This is a genomic window from Massilia sp. Masssp93 (genome assembly GCF_059491295.1).
Genome location: NZ_CP168502.1, coordinates 4,380,176 through 4,398,899, shown reverse-complemented (window position 1 = coordinate 4,398,899; position 18,724 = coordinate 4,380,176). Strand labels below are relative to the sequence as shown.

The 18,724-nt window shown below is 64.1% G+C and carries 17 protein-coding genes; 15 read left to right on the top strand and 2 right to left on the bottom strand.

The features are described from left to right. The first annotated feature begins 93 nt into the window (after positions 1 to 93). From ACEN9Q_RS18080 to ACEN9Q_RS18050, 7 genes are all read left to right on the top strand, one after another. A complete protein-coding gene (locus ACEN9Q_RS18080; RefSeq protein ID WP_056440461.1) occupies positions 94 to 375 on the top strand; it encodes a hypothetical protein in 282 nt (93 codons plus the stop codon). Positions 376 to 567: 192 nt separating this feature from the next. Next, positions 568 to 1,866 (top strand): bifunctional tetrahydrofolate synthase/dihydrofolate synthase, encoded by a 1,299-nt coding sequence (gene folC, locus ACEN9Q_RS18075; RefSeq protein WP_495625532.1) that lies wholly within the window; start codon positions 568 to 570, stop codon positions 1,864 to 1,866. 11 nt (positions 1,867 to 1,877) lie between these two features. Next, on the top strand, positions 1,878 to 2,870 hold the full coding sequence (locus ACEN9Q_RS18070) for an SPOR domain-containing protein (protein WP_495625531.1): 993 nt from the start codon (positions 1,878 to 1,880) through the stop codon (positions 2,868 to 2,870). A gap of 44 nt (positions 2,871 to 2,914) precedes the next feature. After that, entirely contained in the window at positions 2,915 to 3,403 is a 489-nt protein-coding gene (locus ACEN9Q_RS18065) for a CvpA family protein (protein WP_056440455.1), read from the top strand. Positions 3,404 to 3,432: 29 nt separating this feature from the next. After that, complete coding sequence (gene purF, locus ACEN9Q_RS18060; RefSeq protein WP_056440453.1) at positions 3,433 to 4,956, top strand: amidophosphoribosyltransferase; 1,524 nt, start codon at positions 3,433 to 3,435, stop codon at positions 4,954 to 4,956. 53 nt (positions 4,957 to 5,009) lie between these two features. Then, a complete protein-coding gene (locus tag ACEN9Q_RS18055; protein ID WP_495625530.1) occupies positions 5,010 to 6,251 on the top strand; it encodes a cystathionine gamma-synthase family protein in 1,242 nt (413 codons plus the stop codon). 118 nt (positions 6,252 to 6,369) lie between these two features. Then, positions 6,370 to 7,179: a tetratricopeptide repeat protein gene (locus ACEN9Q_RS18050; protein WP_495625529.1), complete on the top strand. Its 810-nt coding sequence runs from the start codon at positions 6,370 to 6,372 to the stop codon at positions 7,177 to 7,179. 42 nt (positions 7,180 to 7,221) lie between these two features. Here ACEN9Q_RS18050 and ACEN9Q_RS18045 read toward each other — a convergent pair whose 3' ends face one another. Continuing rightward, positions 7,222 to 9,285: a M13 family metallopeptidase gene (locus ACEN9Q_RS18045; RefSeq protein ID WP_495625528.1), complete on the bottom strand. Its 2,064-nt coding sequence runs from the start codon at positions 9,283 to 9,285 to the stop codon at positions 7,222 to 7,224. 145 nt (positions 9,286 to 9,430) lie between these two features. Beyond that, positions 9,431 to 10,087, bottom strand: a complete 657-nt coding sequence (gene lexA / locus ACEN9Q_RS18040; protein WP_495625527.1) for a transcriptional repressor LexA — start codon at positions 10,085 to 10,087, stop codon at positions 9,431 to 9,433. Positions 10,088 to 10,399: 312 nt separating this feature from the next. On the opposite strand from lexA, the gene rpsF reads away from it, so the two are divergent. The 8 genes from rpsF (at position 10,400) to pulA (ending at position 18,685) form a co-directional block, all read left to right on the top strand. After that, positions 10,400 to 10,786, top strand: a complete 387-nt coding sequence (gene rpsF / locus ACEN9Q_RS18035) for a 30S ribosomal protein S6 (protein ID WP_056440445.1) — start codon at positions 10,400 to 10,402, stop codon at positions 10,784 to 10,786. Between the two features lie 26 nt (positions 10,787 to 10,812). Continuing rightward, positions 10,813 to 11,106, top strand: coding sequence for a primosomal replication protein N (gene priB, locus ACEN9Q_RS18030; protein ID WP_056440443.1), 294 nt, complete (start codon positions 10,813 to 10,815; stop codon positions 11,104 to 11,106). A 44-nt stretch (positions 11,107 to 11,150) separates the two neighbouring features. Continuing rightward, on the top strand, positions 11,151 to 11,441 hold the full coding sequence (gene rpsR, locus ACEN9Q_RS18025; protein ID WP_020656854.1) for a 30S ribosomal protein S18: 291 nt from the start codon (positions 11,151 to 11,153) through the stop codon (positions 11,439 to 11,441). A 46-nt stretch (positions 11,442 to 11,487) separates the two neighbouring features. After that, positions 11,488 to 11,940: a 50S ribosomal protein L9 gene (rplI, locus tag ACEN9Q_RS18020; RefSeq protein WP_056136742.1), complete on the top strand. Its 453-nt coding sequence runs from the start codon at positions 11,488 to 11,490 to the stop codon at positions 11,938 to 11,940. Positions 11,941 to 12,048: 108 nt separating this feature from the next. Next, positions 12,049 to 13,434: a replicative DNA helicase gene (locus tag ACEN9Q_RS18015; RefSeq protein WP_056440572.1), complete on the top strand. Its 1,386-nt coding sequence runs from the start codon at positions 12,049 to 12,051 to the stop codon at positions 13,432 to 13,434. A 211-nt stretch (positions 13,435 to 13,645) separates the two neighbouring features. Continuing rightward, a complete protein-coding gene (locus tag ACEN9Q_RS18010; RefSeq protein ID WP_056440441.1) occupies positions 13,646 to 14,272 on the top strand; it encodes a DUF47 domain-containing protein in 627 nt (208 codons plus the stop codon). Between the two features lie 22 nt (positions 14,273 to 14,294). After that, entirely contained in the window at positions 14,295 to 15,305 is a 1,011-nt protein-coding gene (locus ACEN9Q_RS18005; RefSeq protein ID WP_056440439.1) for an inorganic phosphate transporter, read from the top strand. 269 nt (positions 15,306 to 15,574) lie between these two features. Further along, positions 15,575 to 18,685, top strand: a complete 3,111-nt coding sequence (gene pulA / locus ACEN9Q_RS18000; protein ID WP_495625526.1) for a pullulanase-type alpha-1,6-glucosidase — start codon at positions 15,575 to 15,577, stop codon at positions 18,683 to 18,685. Positions 18,686 to 18,724: the final 39 nt, after the last annotated feature.

The following is an 18,724-nucleotide window of genomic DNA, read 5'->3' as shown; positions in this document are numbered from 1 at the left end:
GGATGCCCGTTCCTTGACGCGTTCGATTTTCTTGGTGGAAATGTCGGGATAGAGTGGACGGGCTGTTTTCTTCCACTCCACCCGGCATCCATCATGAAAAAACAAATCGTGCAGGTATCCGTCGTGCAGTCGGCCAAGGTCATGGCCGCTGTGTATCTCGTCACCGCCATTCCGGTCGTCGTACTGGCGGCATTGTTCATGTCGGCGGTGATGCCGGCGGGCGTCGGCATCGCCATGTTGGTCGTCATGCCGGTGGCGTATGCGGTCGGCGCGTTCATCGGCGCCGCGATCGGTGCCTGGATCTACAACCAGGTGGCGGCCCGCATCGGCGGTTTCGAATTCACCACGGCCGAAGTCGGCGCCGTCACGCATTGATTCGCGTCGGGGTATGGATTCGTTCGGGCACGCGGACTCTGGAGCTTGTCGAGAAGATAAGTAATTGACGGCAAGAATTCGACAAGCCTGATACGAACGGCTACACTACGCCCAAATGCGCGGCCGGCTGCTCCCGACAAGCAACCGGCCGCGCGCGTATTTTCCTTCCAGGCTTCATCCGGACGACATCCCATGCACAACCTCCCGACCACCTTGCCCGACTGGCTGGCACTGCTCGAGTCACGCCATGCCGAGACCCACATCGACATGGGGCTGGACCGCGTGCGCACCGTCAAGGAGCGCATGGGACTGGCCTTTTCCTGCCCCGTGATCATGGTCGCCGGCACCAACGGCAAGGGTTCGACCTGCGCCATGCTGGAAGCGATGCTGCTGCAGAGCGGCTACAAGGTCGGCCTGTACATCAAGCCGCACTTCCTCGATTTCAACGAGCGCGCCCGCATCAACGGCGAGATGGCCAGCGACGCCGTTCTCGTCGCGGCGTTCGCTGAAGTGGAAGCGCGCCGCGGCGACATCGACCTCACGTATTTCGAATTCACGACACTCGCGATCATGCATCTGCTGGCGACGTCCGGCGTCGACGTGGCGATCCTCGAGGTGGGCCTGGGCGGGCGTCTGGATGCCGTGAACGTGATCGACGCGGACGTGTCCATCGTCACGAGCATCGACATCGACCACAAGGATTATCTCGGCGACACGCGCGAGGAGATTGGCTTCGAGAAGGCCGGCATCTTCCGCCCCGGCAGGCCGGCGATCTGCAGCGATCCGCTGCCGCCGCAATCGCTGATCGACCATGCGGAAGCCATCGGCGCCGATCTGTGGCTGCTGGGCCGCGACTTCAACTACCAGGGCGACAAGCAGCAGTGGGCCTACGGCGGCCGCAACCAGCGCCGCAATTCGCTCGCGTATCCGGCGCTGCGCGGGGCCAACCAGCTGCTGAACGCGGCGGCCGCGCTGGCGGCGCTGGAGGCGCTGCGCAACGTGCTGCCGGTGGGCGCGCAAGAGGTGCGCACGGGCCTCGCGCTGGTCGAGCTGCCGGGCCGCTTCCAGGTGCTGGCGGGCCGTCCGACGACGATCCTCGACGTCGCCCACAACCCGCACGCGGCGGCGACGCTGGCGCAGAACCTGAGCAACATGGGGTTCCACCGGTTTACCTACGGCGTGCTCGGCATCATGCAGGACAAGGACATCGACGCCGTCGTCGCCCACATGGCGCCGTACGTCGACCACTGGTGCGTGGCGGCGCTGCCGTCGCCCCGTTCGGCCGACCCGGCCGTGCTGGCCGCGAAGCTCGAAGCGTTGCGGCCGGCCGATGCCAGGGACGGCGAATTCTCCGTCAAAACGTTCGCGAATCCGGCCGAGGCATTCGCAGATGCAACGAGCCGGGCCGGACAGGATGATAGAATAGTGGTCTTTGGTTCGTTCTACACCGTGGCTGGCGTGATGGCGGCCCGTAAATCCTCTCTTCATTGACGTGACACCGCATGGGCTTGTTCTCCCCTAAAAGCAAGCAGGACCGCCTCGCCGAGGACAGTGGCCGCTTCTACAGCAAGGATGACGACGCCGCGATCGGCGAGCGCGCCCGCGCCAAGCGTGCGAGCAATGCCGGCGGCGGCGCGTCGCGCCGTCCCGGCAACGACCCCATGCTGCCCGAAAAGAAGCGCGCCCGGCGCCGCCTCGTGGGCGCCATCGCGCTGGCGCTGGCCGCCGCCGTCGGCCTGCCGATGCTGCTCGATTCCGAACCGAAGCCGCTCGCCGGCGACATCGCGATCGAGATCCCCGCGAAGGACAAGGCGGCGCCGCTGCCCGTGCCTGCCGCCGACAAGGCCGTGTCCGCCGCGGACAGCGTCGACAAGGGCGAGGAGATCGTCGATGCACCGCCGCCCGCGCCGGCACCGAAGGCACCGGCCACCGTCGCCGCCGCCAGGCCGGAGAGCGTCGCCGCCGTGACCGCACCGAAGCCGGAGCCCAAGGTCGAGCACAAGCCGGAATCCAAGCCCGAGCCCGCGAAGCCCGACCACAAGGACGCGAAAGCCGAGGCGCGCCTCGCCGAGAAGGACAAGGCGGAGCACGACAAGGCCGAGCACGACAAGGCGGAACGTGACAGGGCCGAGCGCCTCGCGCGCGAAGCCCGCGCCGACAAGGAAAAGCCGGCCAAGCCGCATGACGACGCGGCCCGCGCGATGGCGATCCTGGAAGGCAAGCAGGCCGAGAAGGCCGCCGTGAAGGACAAGCCGGCCGAGTCCGGATCGCAGAAATTCGTGCTGCAGGTCGCGGCACTGTCGAGCCAGGAAAAGGCGGCCGAGGTGCAGGCCCGGCTGCGCGATGCGGGCATTTCGTCGTACACGCAAAAGACGAACACGCCGGCCGGCGAACTGATCCGCGTACGGGTCGGCCCCCTGAACAAGGACGACGCCGAGAAAGTCCGCGCCAAGCTGGGCCGCCTGGGCATGTCCGGCACCATGAGCCCGGTCTGACGCCGAACTTGTCCGAAACCGATGATGACTGCAAAAGCCGCGCCGTGACGATCTTCGACTACGTGGTCTTGTTCATCCTGGCGTCGTCGGTCGTCATCAGCACCATGCGCGGCCTGGTCAAGGAAATCCTGTCGCTGCTCGGCTGGGTGGCGGCCTTCATCGTCGCCAACGCCTTCGGCGCGAAGCTGGCGCCCATGCTACCATCCGTGATTCCGGGCGAAGCCTTGCGACTGATCGTCGCCTTCATTGCATTGTTCCTCGGCGTGCGCGTGCTGATGGGCCTGTTGGCCCTCGCGATCGGCGCATTGATCGAGGCCTCCGGCCTGAGCCTGGCCGACCGCGGCCTCGGCGGCCTGTTCGGGTTGGGCCGGGGCATTGTAATCGTGCTGGCCGGCGTCATATTGTGCGGGATGACTTCCATTCCCCAACAGGCTTTCTGGAAAGACGCGCTGCTCTCGCCCATGGCGGAAACCGGAGCGCGCACGGTCAAGCCTTTCTTGCCCGCTGCCTTCGCGCAGCACGTACAGTTTTGAACACTTCTTCACGGTATTAGGAGCACACCATGTGTGGCATCGTCGGCGTCGTCTCGCAAGCCCCCGTCAACCAGCTGTTGTATGACGCATTGCTGCTGCTGCAGCATCGCGGTCAGGATGCGGCGGGGATTGCAACCAATCACAGCAGCATGTTCTCGATGTACAAGGCCAACGGCCTCGTGCGTGACGTTTTCCGCACACGCAACATGCGTTCGCTGCAAGGCAATTCCGGCATCGGCCACTGCCGCTATCCGACGGCCGGCTCGTCCAGCGAAGAGGAAGCGCAGCCGTTCTACGTGAATGCCCCGTTCGGCATCACCCTGGCGCACAACGGTAACCTGACCAACCAGGAACAGCTGAAGGAAGAGCTGTTCCGCAACGATCGCCGCCACGTCAACACGAACTCCGATTCGGAAGTCCTGCTGAACGTGCTCGCCCACGAAATCGCCCAGGCCGCCGACGGCTTCACGCTCGCGCCGGACGCCGTGTTCAAGGCCGTCGCGCACGTGCACCGCCGCGTGCGCGGCGCGTATGCCGTCATCGCGCAGATCGCCGGCCACGGGCTGCTCGCGTTCCGCGATCCGTTCGGCATCCGTCCGCTGTGCCTCGGCATCAACGAGACCGAGAACGGTCCCGAATACCTGCTCGCCAGCGAATCCGTCGCCCTCGAAGGCCTGGGCTTCCGCTTCGTGCGCGACATCGCGCCGGGCGAAGCCGTCTGGGTCGACGCCGACAGCCAGCTGCACACGCGCCAGTGCGCCGAGAATCCCTCGCTGAATCCGTGCGCGTTCGAATACGTGTACCTGGCCCGTCCCGACTCCGTGATCGACGGCGCGTCCGTGTACGCGACCCGCCTGCGCATGGGCGAATACCTGGCCGAGAAGATCCGCAAGGAGATCCCGGTCGAAGAGATCGACGTCGTGATGCCGATCCCGGATTCGTCGCGCCCGGCCGCCATCCAGCTCGCGCTGAAGCTGGGCGTCGAATACCGCGAAGGCTTCATCAAGAACCGCTACATCGGCCGCACGTTCATCATGCCGGGCCAGACGATGCGCCGGAAGTCCGTGCGCCAGAAGCTGAACGCGATCGCGTCCGAGTTCAAGGACAAGAACGTGCTGCTCGTCGACGACTCCATCGTGCGCGGCACGACCAGCCGCGAGATCGTGCAGATGGCGCGCGAGTCGGGCGCCCGCAAGGTCTTCTTCGCGTCGGCCGCGCCGCCGGTGCTGTACCCGAACGTGTACGGCATCGACATGCCGACGCGCGACGAGCTGATCGCCCACGGCCGCACCGTCGAGGAAGTGTGCCGCGAGATCACGGCCGACCGCCTCGTGTACCAGGACCTGGACGCGCTGCGCAAGTCGATCTCGGACGTCAACCCGGCCCTGACGAACGTGGAAGCGTCGTGCTTCGACGGCGTGTACGTGACGGGCGACGTGACGCCGGCCTATCTCGACCAGCTCGAGAGCGTGCGCCACAAGTCGTCCGGCAAATCGTCGGACGACATGGTGCGCACGCAGCTGAACCTGAATCCGCCCGTCGCAGCCGAATAATCCGGGTTTGTTGTTGATGGGCCTCATCATTTACCACCGCGCAGAACAAGACCATGAGCGACAAACCAAACTACGGCTTCACCACCACCATCCTGCACAACGATCGCAGCAAGCCGATCGAACACAACTCCCTCCATAAGCCGATCCACACGTCGGTCGCCTTCGGCTACACCGACGCGCGCCAGCTGGCCTCGGTCTTCCAGGGCAAGGAACCGGGCTTCCGCTACGGCCGCCAGGGCAACCCGACCGTCGCCGCGCTGGAAGACAAGATCAGCAAGATGGAAGGCGGCACCGCCACCCTGTGCTTCGCCACCGGCATGGCCGCCATCGGCGCGCTCGCGCAGGCGCTGCTGCGCGCGGGCGACCACGTCGTGTCGTCGTCGTTCCTGTTCGGGAATACCAACAGCCTGTGGAACACGGTGGCGGCGCAGGGGACGGAAGTGTCGTTCGTCGATGCGACCGACGTCGCGAACGTCGAAGCGGCACTGAAGCCGAATACGCGCATCGTGTTCGTCGAGACCATCGCCAATCCGCGCACGCAGATCGCGGATCTCGCCCGCATCGGTGAACTGTGCCGCGCGCGCGGCATCCTGTACGTCGTCGACAACACGATGACGACGCCCTACCTGTTCCGTCCGAAAGCCGTCGGCGCGGGCCTCGTCGTGAACGCGCTGACCAAGTCGATCGGCGGCCACGGCATGGCGCTGGGCGGCGCGCTGACGGACACCGGCGTGTTCGACTGGAGCGCCTATCCGAACATCGCCGACAACTTCCGCCGCCAGCCGCCGGCCGCGCAGGGCATGGCCCAGCTGCGCGCGAAGGCGCTGCGCGACTTCGGCGCCTCGCTCGCACCGGAAGCGGCGCACCACATCGCGGTCGGCGCCGAGACGCTCGCCCTGCGCATGGACCGCACCTGCGCGAACGCGCTGGCATTGGCGACGATGCTGGAAGCGGACGAACGCGTGGCGGCCGTCCACTATCCGGGCCTGGCATCGCATCCGCAGCACAAGCTGGCGTCCGAACAGTTCCGCGCCTACGGCTCGCTGTTCAGCTTCGAGCTGAAGGAGGGCATCGATTGCTTCGACTACCTGAACCGCCTCAAGGTCGGCATCCCGGCGAGCAACCTGGGTGACACGCGCACGCTCGTCATTCCCGTCGCGCACACGATCTTCTTCGAGATGGGCGCGGCGCGGCGCGCCAGCATGGGCATCGCGGAATCGCTGATCCGCGTATCGGTGGGCATCGAGGACACGGACGACCTGCTGGCCGATTTCGGTGGCGCGCTGAACGGCTGAGCGTGTCGTAAAGCTGCGTAAAGCCGGGCGGGCGGATTGCCTTCCCGGTTGAGCGTGGACGACGCTGCGGTTATGATCGTCGTGTTGCCATCCCTCTACTCGTAGAATTGCACACCCCATGAAGACTGTCCTGTTTTGCGCCGCACTGCTGTGTGGCGGTGTCGCGTTCGGCGCGGAGCCCGTCGCCAAATCCGTCGCCAAATCGTCCGCCAAGGGCGGCGCTGCGAAGCCGGCCGCCGCCGCATCGTCCGCCAACTCCGCCGCCGAGCTCGCGGAAGCGGATGCGCTGTTCGCCAAGAAAGCCTATCCGGAAGCCCTGCAGAAATACACGAAGCTGGCGAACGCCGGCAACGTCATGGCCCAGCAACACGTGGGCGAAATGTATTTCTATGGCGAGGCGGGCGCCATCGACATGGACCAGGCCGCGCAATGGTTCCAGAAAGCCGCCGCCAAGGGCAATGCCGTCGCCATCGCCTCGCTCGCGCTGATGAAGCAGCGCGAGGCGCGCCGCGCCGACCTCGATTACTGGATCGCCAAATACGACGGTTCCGACCTGCGCACGAGCGAATACCGCTGCCCGGCGCCCCGTTTTCCGACCATGTCCAAGGTCAACGAGGAAATCGACTATTACGGCGGCAAGATGAAGGACTGGGAGGCTTGCCACAACAACTGGGTAAAACACCTGAATGCCGCGCTGCCGCTGACCAAGCGCATCCCGGACGACCTCGCCAAGATCATGACGAAGGACGAGACGGACAAGGCGACGGCGCACCTGAAGGAGGTGAGCGACCGCCTGGCGGAAGATACGAAAGTGGCCGGCCGGATGGTCATCGCCGACTTCGACGCCTGGCGCGCGGGCACCGAGGCGTACGTCAAGGAACACAACGAGATGGTCAAGAACGCGCCGCCGCCGGATGACGGCAAGTGACCGATGCCGGCCGCCGCCACGGGCGGCCGCCGGCGCGAGCGGTCACCAGATACTTACCCGATCCCTGGGTGCCAGGTACATCTTGTCGCCCGGCTTGACGCCGAACGTATCGTAGAAGCCCGGGTTGTTGCGCAGGGGGCCGTTGGTGCGGAATCGGCCCGGCGAGTGCGGGTCGGTCTTGAGCACCATGATCAGCATGTTGTCGCGCATCTTCTGACGCCAGATATGGCCGAAACCCATGTATAGACGCTGGTCGCCGGTCAGGCCGCCGATCACGGGGGGTGTCGTTCCCTTCAACGACATGTGGTAGGCCTTGTATGCGATCGCCAGACCCGAAATGTCGGCGATATTCTCGCCCAGAGTCAGTTCGCCGTTCACATGGTAGCCAGGGACCGGTTCGAAGGCGTTGTACTGGCTGACCAGCATCCTGCTCTTGTCCTTGAACCGTTTATGGTCGGCCGCGGTCCACCAGTCGCGCAGGTTGCCGTCGCCGTCGTACTGGGAACCCTGGTCGTCGAAGCCGTGACTGATCTCGTGGCCGAGTATGGTGCCGATGCCGCCGTAATTGACGGCATCGTCCGCATCGCCATCGAAGAACGGCGGTTGCAGCACGGCGGCCGGCACCACGATTTCATTCTTTTCCGGGTTGTAGTAGGCATTGACCGTCTGCGGCGTCATGGTCCACTCGTCGCGATCGATGGGCTTGCCCAGTTTCGCGAGGTCGCGGTCGAACTCGAGTTCGCGCGACCGCATCACGTTGCCGACCAGGTCGTCGCGTTTGACGACGAGGGCCGAATAATCCTTCCACTTGTCCGGATACCCGATTTTCGTCTTCATCTTGGCCAGCTTGGCCTGGGCTTCCCTCTTGGTGGCCGGGCTCATCCAGTCGAGCTTGTCGATGCTCAGCTTGTAGGTGGCCAGCAGGTTCCGCATCAGACGTTCGATACGTACCTTGCGTTCTTGTGGGAAATACCGAGCCACATACAACCTGCCCAGCGCATCACCCTGCGTGCTTTCGATCACGCCGACGCCGCGTTTCCAGCGCGGCTCGTTCGCTTCGATGCCGAACAGCGTCTTGTCGAAAAATTCGAAATCGGCGTCGACAAAGGACTTCGACAGGAAACGGCTATAGGATTTGACCAGGTGTAGTGTCAGGTAAGCTTTCCAGGTATCGAGCGGCGTGACATTCGCGATCCCGGCAAACGCCTTCAGATAACTTGGCTGGCCAACAATCACGTATGTACTCTTGCCGGACAGGCCGATGCCGTCCAGCCAGCTGTTCCAGTCGAAACCCGGTGCGAACCGTGGAAGATCGCTCAGGTCGAACTTGTTGTATGCCTTGTTCGGATCGCGCAGTTCGACCTTGGTCCATTGCGCCTTGGCCAGTTCGGTCTCGAAAGCGACGATGGCCTGCGCGTGGGCGGCGGCATGCCCGTCGCCCGCCATGGACAGGACCTTTTGGCAGTGGGCCAGATATCGGGTCTTCATGTCGGCCAGCTTCCGGTCGTCCGCCTTCAGAAAATAGTCGGGGTCAGGCAGGCCCAGTCCGCCCTGGCTGATGTCGGCGACATAGCGGGTTGAATCCTTGTTGTCCAGGTGAATGGTGAAGTCGAGCGGCACACCCATGCCGAGCCTGCCCAGATGGGCCAGTACACCGGACAATTCAGCCTTGTCCTGGATCGCGGCGATCCGATCCAGTTCGCGCCGCAACGGTGTGATGCCCAGTTGCTCCAGCTTCGCCTCGTCCATGAAGCTGGCGTAGAAGTCGCCGATGCGGCGGGCATCGCGTTCATGGGTTGCATCCGTGCCGGCACCGGCTTTTTCAATGATCTCGCGCAGTTGGCGCAGTGAATCCTCGTACCGGTCGACGAATGGATCGAGGTATGGCTTGTCCGACGGGATGTCGACCGTCTTGAGCCACTTGCCGTTCAGATATTCGAAAAAATCGTCCTGCGGCCGTATCGAGCGTTCGATGTACCGGGTGTCGACGCCGCTGGCGAGTGCCGAACGGATGGAAGCCGGTGCGGATGTGACGTTGCCCTCAGCCGCGTGCCCCAGGCCGGCGAACAATGCCAGGCTTGCGATGCTCAATACATGACGTTGCATGAAACTCCTTCTGTCCGCTCGATCAAAAGTTTATATTCTATTCATTTTGTGTCCGGAATATATTTCTTTCTGTATATTTTATATGCAAAAAAAGGCCGCAAGATGCGGCCTTTCGATGTTGCGGGACGTAACTACGATGTCGTGCTCAGTGCCAGGACCGCAGCAGGCCGACGGCCAGCCCTTCCAGCGCGAACTCGTCCGAGCTCGGATCGACGGTGATCACGGAAAAGTCCGGATTCTCCGGCAGCAGCTCGATCGTGGCGCCCGTCTTGCGGTAGCGCTTGACCGTCACTTCGTCGCCGATGCGGGCGACGACGATCTGGCCGTTCTTGGCGCTGTCGACTTTCTTGACGGCGAGGAAATCGCCGTCGCAGATGCCCGCGTCGCGCATCGACCAGCCGCGGACCTTCAGCAGGAAGTCCGGCTTGCTGGAGAACATCGCCGGATCGACGGAATAGGTCGCTTCGACGTGTTCCTGGGCCAGGATGGGCGAGCCGGCGGCGACGCGGCCGACGAGCGGCAGCGCCATCAGGTTCGGCGGGATCGGCGGCACGAACGAGGGCAGGGCGGCCTTGGATTCGGTTGCGGCCTGGCCGACGAGGCGGATACCGCGCGAGGTGCCCGGCGAGATTTCGATCGCGCCTTTGCGGGCCAGGGCCTGCAGGTGTTCCTCGGCCGCGTTGGCCGAGCGGAAGCCAAGCTCCTGGGCGATTTCGGCGCGGGTCGGCGGGAAGCCCGTGTTCTCGATGGCTTCCTTGATCAGGTTGAGGATCTGTTCTTGCCGTGCGGTGAGCTTTAGCATGTTCGTTTTGGTTGGTGCGGAATGAGACTGTATTTTTGTACAGTATTGCGCCGCGCGCAAGGGGATTCAACATTTTTTTTCGCGGTGCGGCACGCAGCGCGCGTCCCGAACCTGTCGCGGTGCGGCACGCAACGCGCGTCCCGAACCTGTCGCGGTGCGGCACGCAGCGCGCGGCGTGCGTGCCCGATCGATCGCACTGCGTCATGGATGGTGCGCTTGACGTTTTTGCTGTTATAATGTTGGGCTTCCCCTTCCCACACTCGTCTTGACGCCGAGGTGGGCATTTGTTTAAACGTCCTTAAGGAGTGTTTCATGCGTCATTATGAAATCGTGTTTATCGTCCACCCGGACCAGAGCGAGCAAGTCCCGGCGATGATCGAACGCTACAAGACCACGGTCACCTCGCGCGGCGGCAATATCCACCGCGTCGAAGATTGGGGCCGTCGTCAAATGGCTTACCAGATCCAGAAGCTGCCGAAGGCACACTACATCTGCTTGAACATCGAGTGCGACAACGAGACCCTGGTCGAGCTGGAAACCGCATTCAAATTCAATGATGCCGTGCTGCGTCATCTGACCGTGAAGATGAAGAAGGCTGAAACCGCGCCGTCGCCGATGATGAAATCGGTCCAGCGCGAAGACGCAGCCAAGAGCCACCGCGCCGAGCAGGCCGCCGCTCCGGCCGCCGCTGCCGCCTAAATCGCGCGGGAGCATCAAGGTTGTAAGTGAACGAGCTGTCCCTGGTCGCGAGCATTCTGGAACGCGACACCCTGCGCTACACCCCGGCCGGCATCCCCATCGTGGGCGGCGTCCTGCAACACGGGTCGACGCAGACGGAGGCAAGGATGGACAGGCAGGTCGAATTCGAGATTCCCGCGGTTGCCGCGGGCGAGATTTCGGGGCGATTTGCCAATGCCGAGTTGGGCGCCATGTACCGCTTCACGGGATTTTTGGCCAGGAAAAGTCGTCACAGCAAAGCCTTGGTGTTTCACATCATTGATTTCAGTGCCGCCGCATAAAGAATTGTGCGGGCACGTTTTTAGATAGATACAGGAGCCTCAAAATGGCATTCGGTAAAAAGTTCGACAAAAACAAAGCTAAGCTCAAAGAGAAGCGTAAACAGCAGAACCCGCTGTTCAAGCGCAAGAAATTCTGCCGCTTCACCGCTGCAGGCGTGGAACAGGTTGACTACAAAGACGTCGACACCCTGAAGGATTTCGTCCAGGAAAACGGCAAGATCATGCCGGCACGCCTGACCGGCACCAAGGCGCACTACCAGCGTCAAGTTGACACCGCCATCAAGCGCGCCCGTTACCTGGCTCTGCTGCCGTACACCGACCTGCACAACGCTTAATCGTCGGTCGCGACATCAAAGCATAGTCAGATTACTGGAGAATAAAATGCAAGTTATCCTGCTGGAAAAAGTCGTCAACGTCGGCAACCTGGGCGACGTCGTCAAGGTCAAGGATGGTTACGCTCGTAACTTCCTGATCCCGCAAAAAATGGCCCGCCGTGCAACGCAGGCTGCCGTGGCCGAGTTCGAAGTCAAGCGCGCCGAACTGGAAAAAGCAGCTGCCGAGAAACTGGCCGCCGCTCAAGGCCAGGGCGACAAGCTGAACGGCATGACCGTCACCATCGCACAGAAAGCCGGCGTCGACGGCCGTCTGTTCGGTTCCGTGACCAACTTCGACATCGCTGAAGCCCTGACGAAGCAAGGTTTCGCCGTCGAAAAGGCACAAGTGCGCATGCCGACCGGTCCGCTGAAGACCACCGGCGAGCACCCGGTGTCGGTCGCTCTGCACACCGACGTCGTGGTGGAAATCACCATCGCTGTCGTGGGCGAAGCTGCCTAAGCCATTCTGTTGTCAGAATGAGAAAAGCCGGGGATCCCCCGGCTTTTTTGTTTTTGGAAACTCACCAATGATTTCAGCGCCTGATCGGGAACGGGTATAATGCCGGCCATGAACACCCCAGCAGACCCGCAGATCGAGTCGCTCCGCATCCCCCCGCATTCCATCGAAGCAGAACAGTCCGTCATCGGCGGCCTGCTGCGCGATAACGCGGCATGGGACCGCATTGCCGACTTCATGCATGCGGAGGATTTTTACCGCTACGACCACCGGATCATCTTCGAACAGATGGTTCGCCTGATCAATGCTGGCAAGCCTGCCGACGTGATCACCGTGTACGAGGCGCTCGTCCAGCTCGGCAAGGCCGAGGACGTCGGGGGCCTGCAGTACCTCAACGCGATGGCGCAGAATACGCCATCCGCCGCCAACATTCGCCGTTATGCCGAGATCGTCCGCGATCGCGGCGTGCTGCGCCAGCTCATCACCGTCGCCGACGAAGTGTCGGGCAAGGCCTTCAATCCGCAAGGCGCCGAGGTCAAGCAGATCCTCGACGAGGCCGAATCGCGCATCTTCGCGATCGCCGAGCAGGGCGCCCGCGGCGCGCAGGGCTGGCTGCCCGTGCAGCCGCTGCTGACCCAGGTGGTCGAGCGGGTCGACGAGTTGTACAGCCGCGAAAACCAGGGCGAGATCACCGGCGTGCCGACGGGCTTTGCCGACCTCGACAAGATGACGTCCGGCCTGCAGCCAGGCGACCTCGTCATCGTCGCGGGCCGTCCGTCGATGGGCAAGACCGCGTTTTCCGTCAACATCGGCGAGAGCGTCGCCGTCGACGCCGGCCTGCCGGTCGCGATCTTCTCGATGGAGATGGGCGGCGTGCAGCTGGCGATGCGTATGCTCGGCTCCATCGGCCAGCTCGACCAGCACCGCCTGCGTACCGGCAAGCTGCTGGACGAGGACTGGCCGCGCCTGACGCATGCGATCCAGAAGATGAACGACGCCCAGATCTTCATCGACGAGACGCCGGCGCTGAACCCGATCGAGATGCGCGCGCGCGCGCGCCGCCTGGCGCGCCAGTGCGGCAAGCTGGGTCTGATCATCGTCGACTACCTGCAGCTGATGCAGGGTTCCAAGCCGGGCGACAACCGCGCCTCCGAGATCTCGGAAATCTCGCGCAGCCTGAAGGGCCTGGCGAAGGAACTGGGGTGCCCCGTGATCGCGCTGTCCCAGTTGAACCGCTCGCTGGAACAACGCCCGAACAAGCGCCCCGTGATGTCCGACCTGCGCGAATCGGGCGCTATCGAACAGGATGCGGACGTCATCATCTTCCTGTATCGTGACGAAGTTTACAACCCGGATTCGCCCGACAAAGGTACCGCCGAGATCATTATCGGCAAGCAGCGTAACGGCCCGATCGGCGCCATTCGCCTGACCTGGATGGGCATGTATACCAAGTTCGGCAATTACAGCGGCAGCCTCGGTATCTACCAGGGCGACTAGTAGTGGGGGTCTCGCAAACCTGCTGCGCGTTGCATTATCGTTCTGTGATGCTCACCGTACCTTAAGTACGGTTGCGCTTCTCGAACGAAACTGCCGCCGCTCGCGACGGTTTTCGAGGCCCCTGTTGCTCAGTAGTGAATAACAAGATGATGTTGCGGCCCGGTGCCGCAATCTTTAAGAAGTCCCAAGAGAATTACCCAACGGAGAACCTATGTTTGGACGCCTGATGCCCACGGAGGGCAAATTTTTTGACCTGTTCAACCAGCACGCGGCCTTGTGCGTGAAGGGTGCACAAGAGATGGTCGGCCTGATGACCAACTTCGACGACCTGGAAAACCGTACGCACGCCGTGGAGAGCATCGAAAAACAGGCGGACAAGGTCACCTACGCGTGCGTCGACCTGCTGCACAAGACGTTCATCACGCCGCTCGACCGCGACGACATCCACAAGCTGATCACCCGCATGGACGACATCCTCGACATGATGGAAGACGCCGCCCAGACCATCTCGCTGTACGACCTGCACGCCGTGACGCCGGAAGCCAAGCGCCTGGCCGAACTGTGCCTGGCCTGCTGTGAAAAGGTCCAGCAGGCCGTCGGCATGCTGCACAACATGGACAATGCCCAGAAGATGGTCGCCATCTGCGAAGAGATCGACCGCCTGGAATCGGACGCCGACCACGTGATGCGCGCCGCCATGTCCAAGCTGTTCCGCGACGAGCCGGACGTGCGCAACCTGATCAAGATGAAGGCCATCTACGAAATCCTCGAGACCGTGACGGACCGCTGCGAAGACGTTGCCAACATCATCGAAGGCATCATCGTCGAAAACGCGTAACGACCGGAACAACAAAAACAATATGAACACTCTTCATATCAGCATGTATGTGCTGGTCCTGCTCGTCCTGCTGGCGCTCGTCTTCGACTTCATGAACGGCTTCCACGATGCCGCCAACGCGATCGCGACGGTGGTGTCGACCGGGGTGCTGCGTCCGCAGACCGCCGTTGCGATGTCCGCGATGTTCAACTTCGTCGCCATCTTCACCGTCGGCCTGCACGTGGCGTCGACGGTGGGCAAGGGGACCGTCGACCCGCACATCGTCGACCAGTACGTCGTGTTCGGCGCGCTCGTCGGCGCCATCATCTGGAACGTGATCACCTGGTATTACGGCATCCCGTCGTCGTCGTCGCATGCGCTGATCGGCGGCCTGGTGGGCGCCGCGGTGGCCAAGAGCGGCACCGGCGCGCTGGTCGGCGGCGGCCTGCTCAAGACCGTCGAATGGATCATCCTGTCGCCGCTGCTGGGCTTCATCCTCGGTTCGCTCGTGATGCTGGCCGTGTCGTGGATCTTCGTGCGCACGCCGCCGCGCAAGGTCGACACCTGGTTCCGCCGCCTGCAGCTGTTCTCGGCCGCGGCCTACAGCCTGGGCCACGGCGGCAACGACGCGCAGAAAACCATCGGCATCATCTGGATGCTGCTGATCGTGGCCGGCGTCTCCAACGCCAGCGCTTCGGCGCCGCCGCTGTGGGTGATCATCGCCTGCTACACGGCCATCTCGATGGGCACGCTGTTCGGCGGCTGGCGCATCGTGCGCACGATGGGCCAGAAGATCACCAAGCTCAAGCCGGTCGGCGGCTTCTGCGCGGAATCGGGCGGCGCCATCACGCTGTTCCTCGCCAGCGCGATCGGCGTACCGGTGTCGACGACGCACACCATCACGGGCGCCATCGTCGGCGTCGGCTCGGCGCAAAAGGCCTCGGCCGTGCGCTGGGGCGTGGCCGGCAACATCGTCTGGGCCTGGATCTTCACGATCCCCGCATCGGCGTTCATGGCCGCGATTGCGTGGTGGGTCGGGACGCACATCCTGTAAGCGCGGCGCACAACCAGCGCAACCAGCGAAAGCAGCCTTCGGGCTGCTTTTTTATTTCCTGAAACCGGGGTCAGAGCCCGATTTTGGGAAATTGCCCGAAATCGGGCTCTGACCCTGGTTTGTTTTTTGCCACAGTTGCGTGTTCCTTTTTCATTTTTACTAACGACGTAGTAATATTACAGAAGATCGTCGGCCAGCGTTGTCGTCCGGGCCACGCCCGTCGGTCAGAATAAGAATGAAGAGGGGACATTATGTTATTCGGAAGTAGTTTGACTTCACGGTTCGGACTCGCCGTGGCCGTCAGCGCCAGCTTGCTGCTGGCTGGTTGCGGCGCCGGCGATACGGCCCGGCAGGCCACCCAATCCGGCACCCGGCTACTGGCGGCCAGCGTCGCCGCCGCCGCCACGCCCGTCGCGCCGGGCAGCATCCGCATGCACTTCCACCGCGTCCAGAACGATGCGGCCCAGTGGGGCGTGTATTCCTGGGACGGTCCGCTGCATCCCAGCTCGGCCTGGATCACCGACCGCTTCATGATGACGAACAGCGACGGCTTCGGCGGCTACGTCGACATTCCGCTGGCGGCCGGCAAGAGCGCGATCTGGTATCTCGTCACCGACGGCAACGGCACCAAGAATTGCGGCGCCGACCAGCACGCCGACCTGAACGCCGACGTCGCGACGAACGGCCAGGAAATCTGGATGCTCGAGGGCGACTGCACCGTTTACACGAGCCAGCCCGCGCTCAGCTACGGCAACCTGGCACTGGCCAACGCGCACTGGCTGTCGGCGACCACGCTGGCGTGGCCGGGCGCCCCGACGAGCGGCACCTATAAACTGTTCTACGCCGCGAACGGCGGCCTGGCGCCCAGCGCCGGCGGCACCGTCGGGCTCACGGGCGCGGACGGCGTCTTCGACCTGACCGCGGCCGCGCTGCCGGACGCCCTGCGCCAGAAGTACCCGCACCTCGCCGGCGCCACCGGCCTGCGCCTGGCCGACGCCGACGCGGCCAAGGTCGCGGCGCTGGTCAGCGGCCAGTTCGCGCTCGCCCAGTACGACGGCGGCGGCAACCTCGTGCAGGTGACGTCGCTGCAGACGGCCGGCCTGCTGGACGACCTGTATGCGGCCAGGGCGGCGCAGGCGCAGTTGGGCGTGTCGTTCGACCGGCGCGGCCTGGCGACGTTCCGCGTGTGGGCGCCGACGGCGAAATCCGTCGCGCTGAACCTGTACGCGGGCGCCAACGCGGCGACGCCGGCGACGGTCCCGATGACGCGCGACGCGGCCAGCGGCGTGTGGAGCTACGCGTCCACCGATCCGCAACTGGCGAACCGCGCCTACTACACGTACACCGTGCAGGTGCTGTCGCGCTGGGCCGACAACAAGATCGTGACGAATACCGTGACCGACCCGTATTCGCTGAGCCTCTCGGCCAACAGCGCGCGCAGCTTCGCCGCGAACCTCGACAGCCCGCAACTGAAACCGGCCGGCTGGGACGACCAGCGCATTCCGAAGCTCGACGCGCCGACCGACATCGCGCTGTATGAGCTGCACATCCGCGACTTCTCCGCGTCCGACGCCACCGTGCCCGCCGCCCACCGCGGCAAATACCTGGCCTTCACGGACGCGAACTCGGACGGCATGCGCCACCTGAAATCGCTGCAGAAGGCGGGCATGACGCACGTGCACCTGCTGCCCAGCTTCGACTTCGCCAGCGTCAACGAGAAGGGCTGCGTGACGCCGGCCATCCCGAACGCGGGCGCGGATTCGACGGCGCAGCAGGCGGCCGTGGCGGCCGTGGCGGACACCGATTGCTTCAACTGGGGCTACGACCCGGTCCATTACGACGCGCCGGAAGGCAGTTATGCGACCGATGCCGACGATGGCGCCGTGCGCGTGCGCGAGTTCCGCGCGATGGTGCAGGCGCTGCATGACACCGGCCTGCGCGTGACGATGGACGTCGTCTACAACCACACGAGCCAGTCGCAGCAAGGCCCGCTGTCGGTCCTCGACCGCATCGTGCCGACGTATTACTACCGCCTCGGCAACGACGGCCACATCCTGAACGACAGCTGCTGCGCCGACACCGCGCAGGAAAACGCCATGATGGGCAAGCTGATGATCGACTCCGTGTCGCTGTGGGCGCGCCAGTACAAGGTCGACAGCTTCCGCTTCGACATCATGGGCTTCACGCCGCTCGACCTGCTGAAACGCCTGCAGGCGAGCGTCGACCAGGCCGCGGGCCGCGCCATCTACCTGTACGGCGAAGCGTGGAACTTCGGCAGCGTCGCCAACGACGCGCGCTTCGTGCAGGCGCGCCAGGCGAACATGGCGGGCACCGGCATCGGCTCGTTCAACGACCGCATGCGCGATACCGTGCGCGGCGGCGGCTGCTGCGACAGCGGCCAGTCCCTGATCAGCCAGCAGGGCTTCATCAACGGCGTCTACACGGACCCGAACGCGTTGTCGACGCAGACCCGCGACGACGCGCTGCGCCTCGCCGACCTCGCGCGCGTCGCGCTGTCCGGCACGCTGCGCGACTATCGCTTCACGGACCGCTTCGGCAGCGTGCGCACGAACGCCCAGATCGATTACTTCGGCCAGCCGGCCGGCTTCGCGGCGAATCCGGCCGAGACGATCAACTACGTCGAGGCGCACGACAATCAAACCCTGTTCGACATCGACGCGTACAAGCTGCCGCAATCGACGCCGCTGTCCGACCGCGTGCGCGTGCAAACGCTGGGTGCCGCGGTCAACCTGCTGGCGCAGGGCATCCCGTTCTTCCACGCCGGCCAGGAAATCCTGCGGTCGAAATCGCTCGACCGCGACAGCTACAACGCGGGCGACTGGTTCAACAGGCTCGATTACAGCTACGCGTCCAACAACTTCGGCGTCGGCCTGCCGATGGCGGGCTCGAACCAGGACAACTGGCCGCTGATGTCGCCGATCCTCGCCAACCCGCTGATCAAGCCGGACACCCGCGCGATCGTGGCGGCGAAGAATGCGTTCGAAGACTTCCTCGCGATCCGGTCGGACAGCACCCTGTTCCGCCTGCGCACGGCGCAGGACGTGATCGACCGCCTGAAGTTCTACAACGTCGGGCCGGACCAGGTGCCGGGCATCGTCGCGATGAGCATCGCCGGCACGCAGCCGGGCGCGCCCTATCCGGGCGCCAGATACAAGGCGGTCGTCGTCGTGTTCAACGTGGACAAGGTGGCGAAGTCGATCGCGATCCCGGAACTCAAGGGCCGCAAGCTGCAGCTGCACCGCATCCAGCGCAACGGCAGCGACGACGTCGTGAAGGCGTCCAGCTTCGACGCGGGCAGCGGCACGTTCGCGATCCCGGCGCGCACGGCGGCCGTGTTCGTGCAGAACGCGAACGACTGACCCCGCGGGTAGGGTGGGCACCCCGTGCCCACGCGTGAC

Excerpts from the sequence above, each read along its gene's own strand:
- ACEN9Q_RS18055 (WP_495625530.1), top strand. The coding sequence starts at position 5,010 with ATGAGCGACAAACCAAACTACGGCTTCACCACCACCATCCTGCACAAC.
- ACEN9Q_RS18045 (WP_495625528.1), bottom strand. The coding sequence starts at position 9,285 with ATGCAACGTCATGTATTGAGCATCGCAAGCCTGGCATTGTTCGCCGGC.
- rpsR (WP_020656854.1), top strand. The coding sequence starts at position 11,151 with ATGGCATTCGGTAAAAAGTTCGACAAAAACAAAGCTAAGCTCAAAGAG.
- ACEN9Q_RS18080 (WP_056440461.1), top strand. The coding sequence starts at position 94 with ATGAAAAAACAAATCGTGCAGGTATCCGTCGTGCAGTCGGCCAAGGTC.
- purF (WP_056440453.1), top strand. The coding sequence starts at position 3,433 with ATGTGTGGCATCGTCGGCGTCGTCTCGCAAGCCCCCGTCAACCAGCTG.
- ACEN9Q_RS18050 (WP_495625529.1), top strand. The coding sequence starts at position 6,370 with ATGAAGACTGTCCTGTTTTGCGCCGCACTGCTGTGTGGCGGTGTCGCG.
- ACEN9Q_RS18010 (WP_056440441.1), top strand. The coding sequence starts at position 13,646 with ATGTTTGGACGCCTGATGCCCACGGAGGGCAAATTTTTTGACCTGTTC.
- ACEN9Q_RS18005 (WP_056440439.1), top strand. The coding sequence starts at position 14,295 with ATGAACACTCTTCATATCAGCATGTATGTGCTGGTCCTGCTCGTCCTG.
- ACEN9Q_RS18070 (WP_495625531.1), top strand. The coding sequence starts at position 1,878 with ATGGGCTTGTTCTCCCCTAAAAGCAAGCAGGACCGCCTCGCCGAGGAC.
- ACEN9Q_RS18015 (WP_056440572.1), top strand. The coding sequence starts at position 12,049 with ATGAACACCCCAGCAGACCCGCAGATCGAGTCGCTCCGCATCCCCCCG.
- lexA (WP_495625527.1), bottom strand. The coding sequence starts at position 10,087 with ATGCTAAAGCTCACCGCACGGCAAGAACAGATCCTCAACCTGATCAAG.
- rpsF (WP_056440445.1), top strand. The coding sequence starts at position 10,400 with ATGCGTCATTATGAAATCGTGTTTATCGTCCACCCGGACCAGAGCGAG.
- rplI (WP_056136742.1), top strand. The coding sequence starts at position 11,488 with ATGCAAGTTATCCTGCTGGAAAAAGTCGTCAACGTCGGCAACCTGGGC.
- folC (WP_495625532.1), top strand. The coding sequence starts at position 568 with ATGCACAACCTCCCGACCACCTTGCCCGACTGGCTGGCACTGCTCGAG.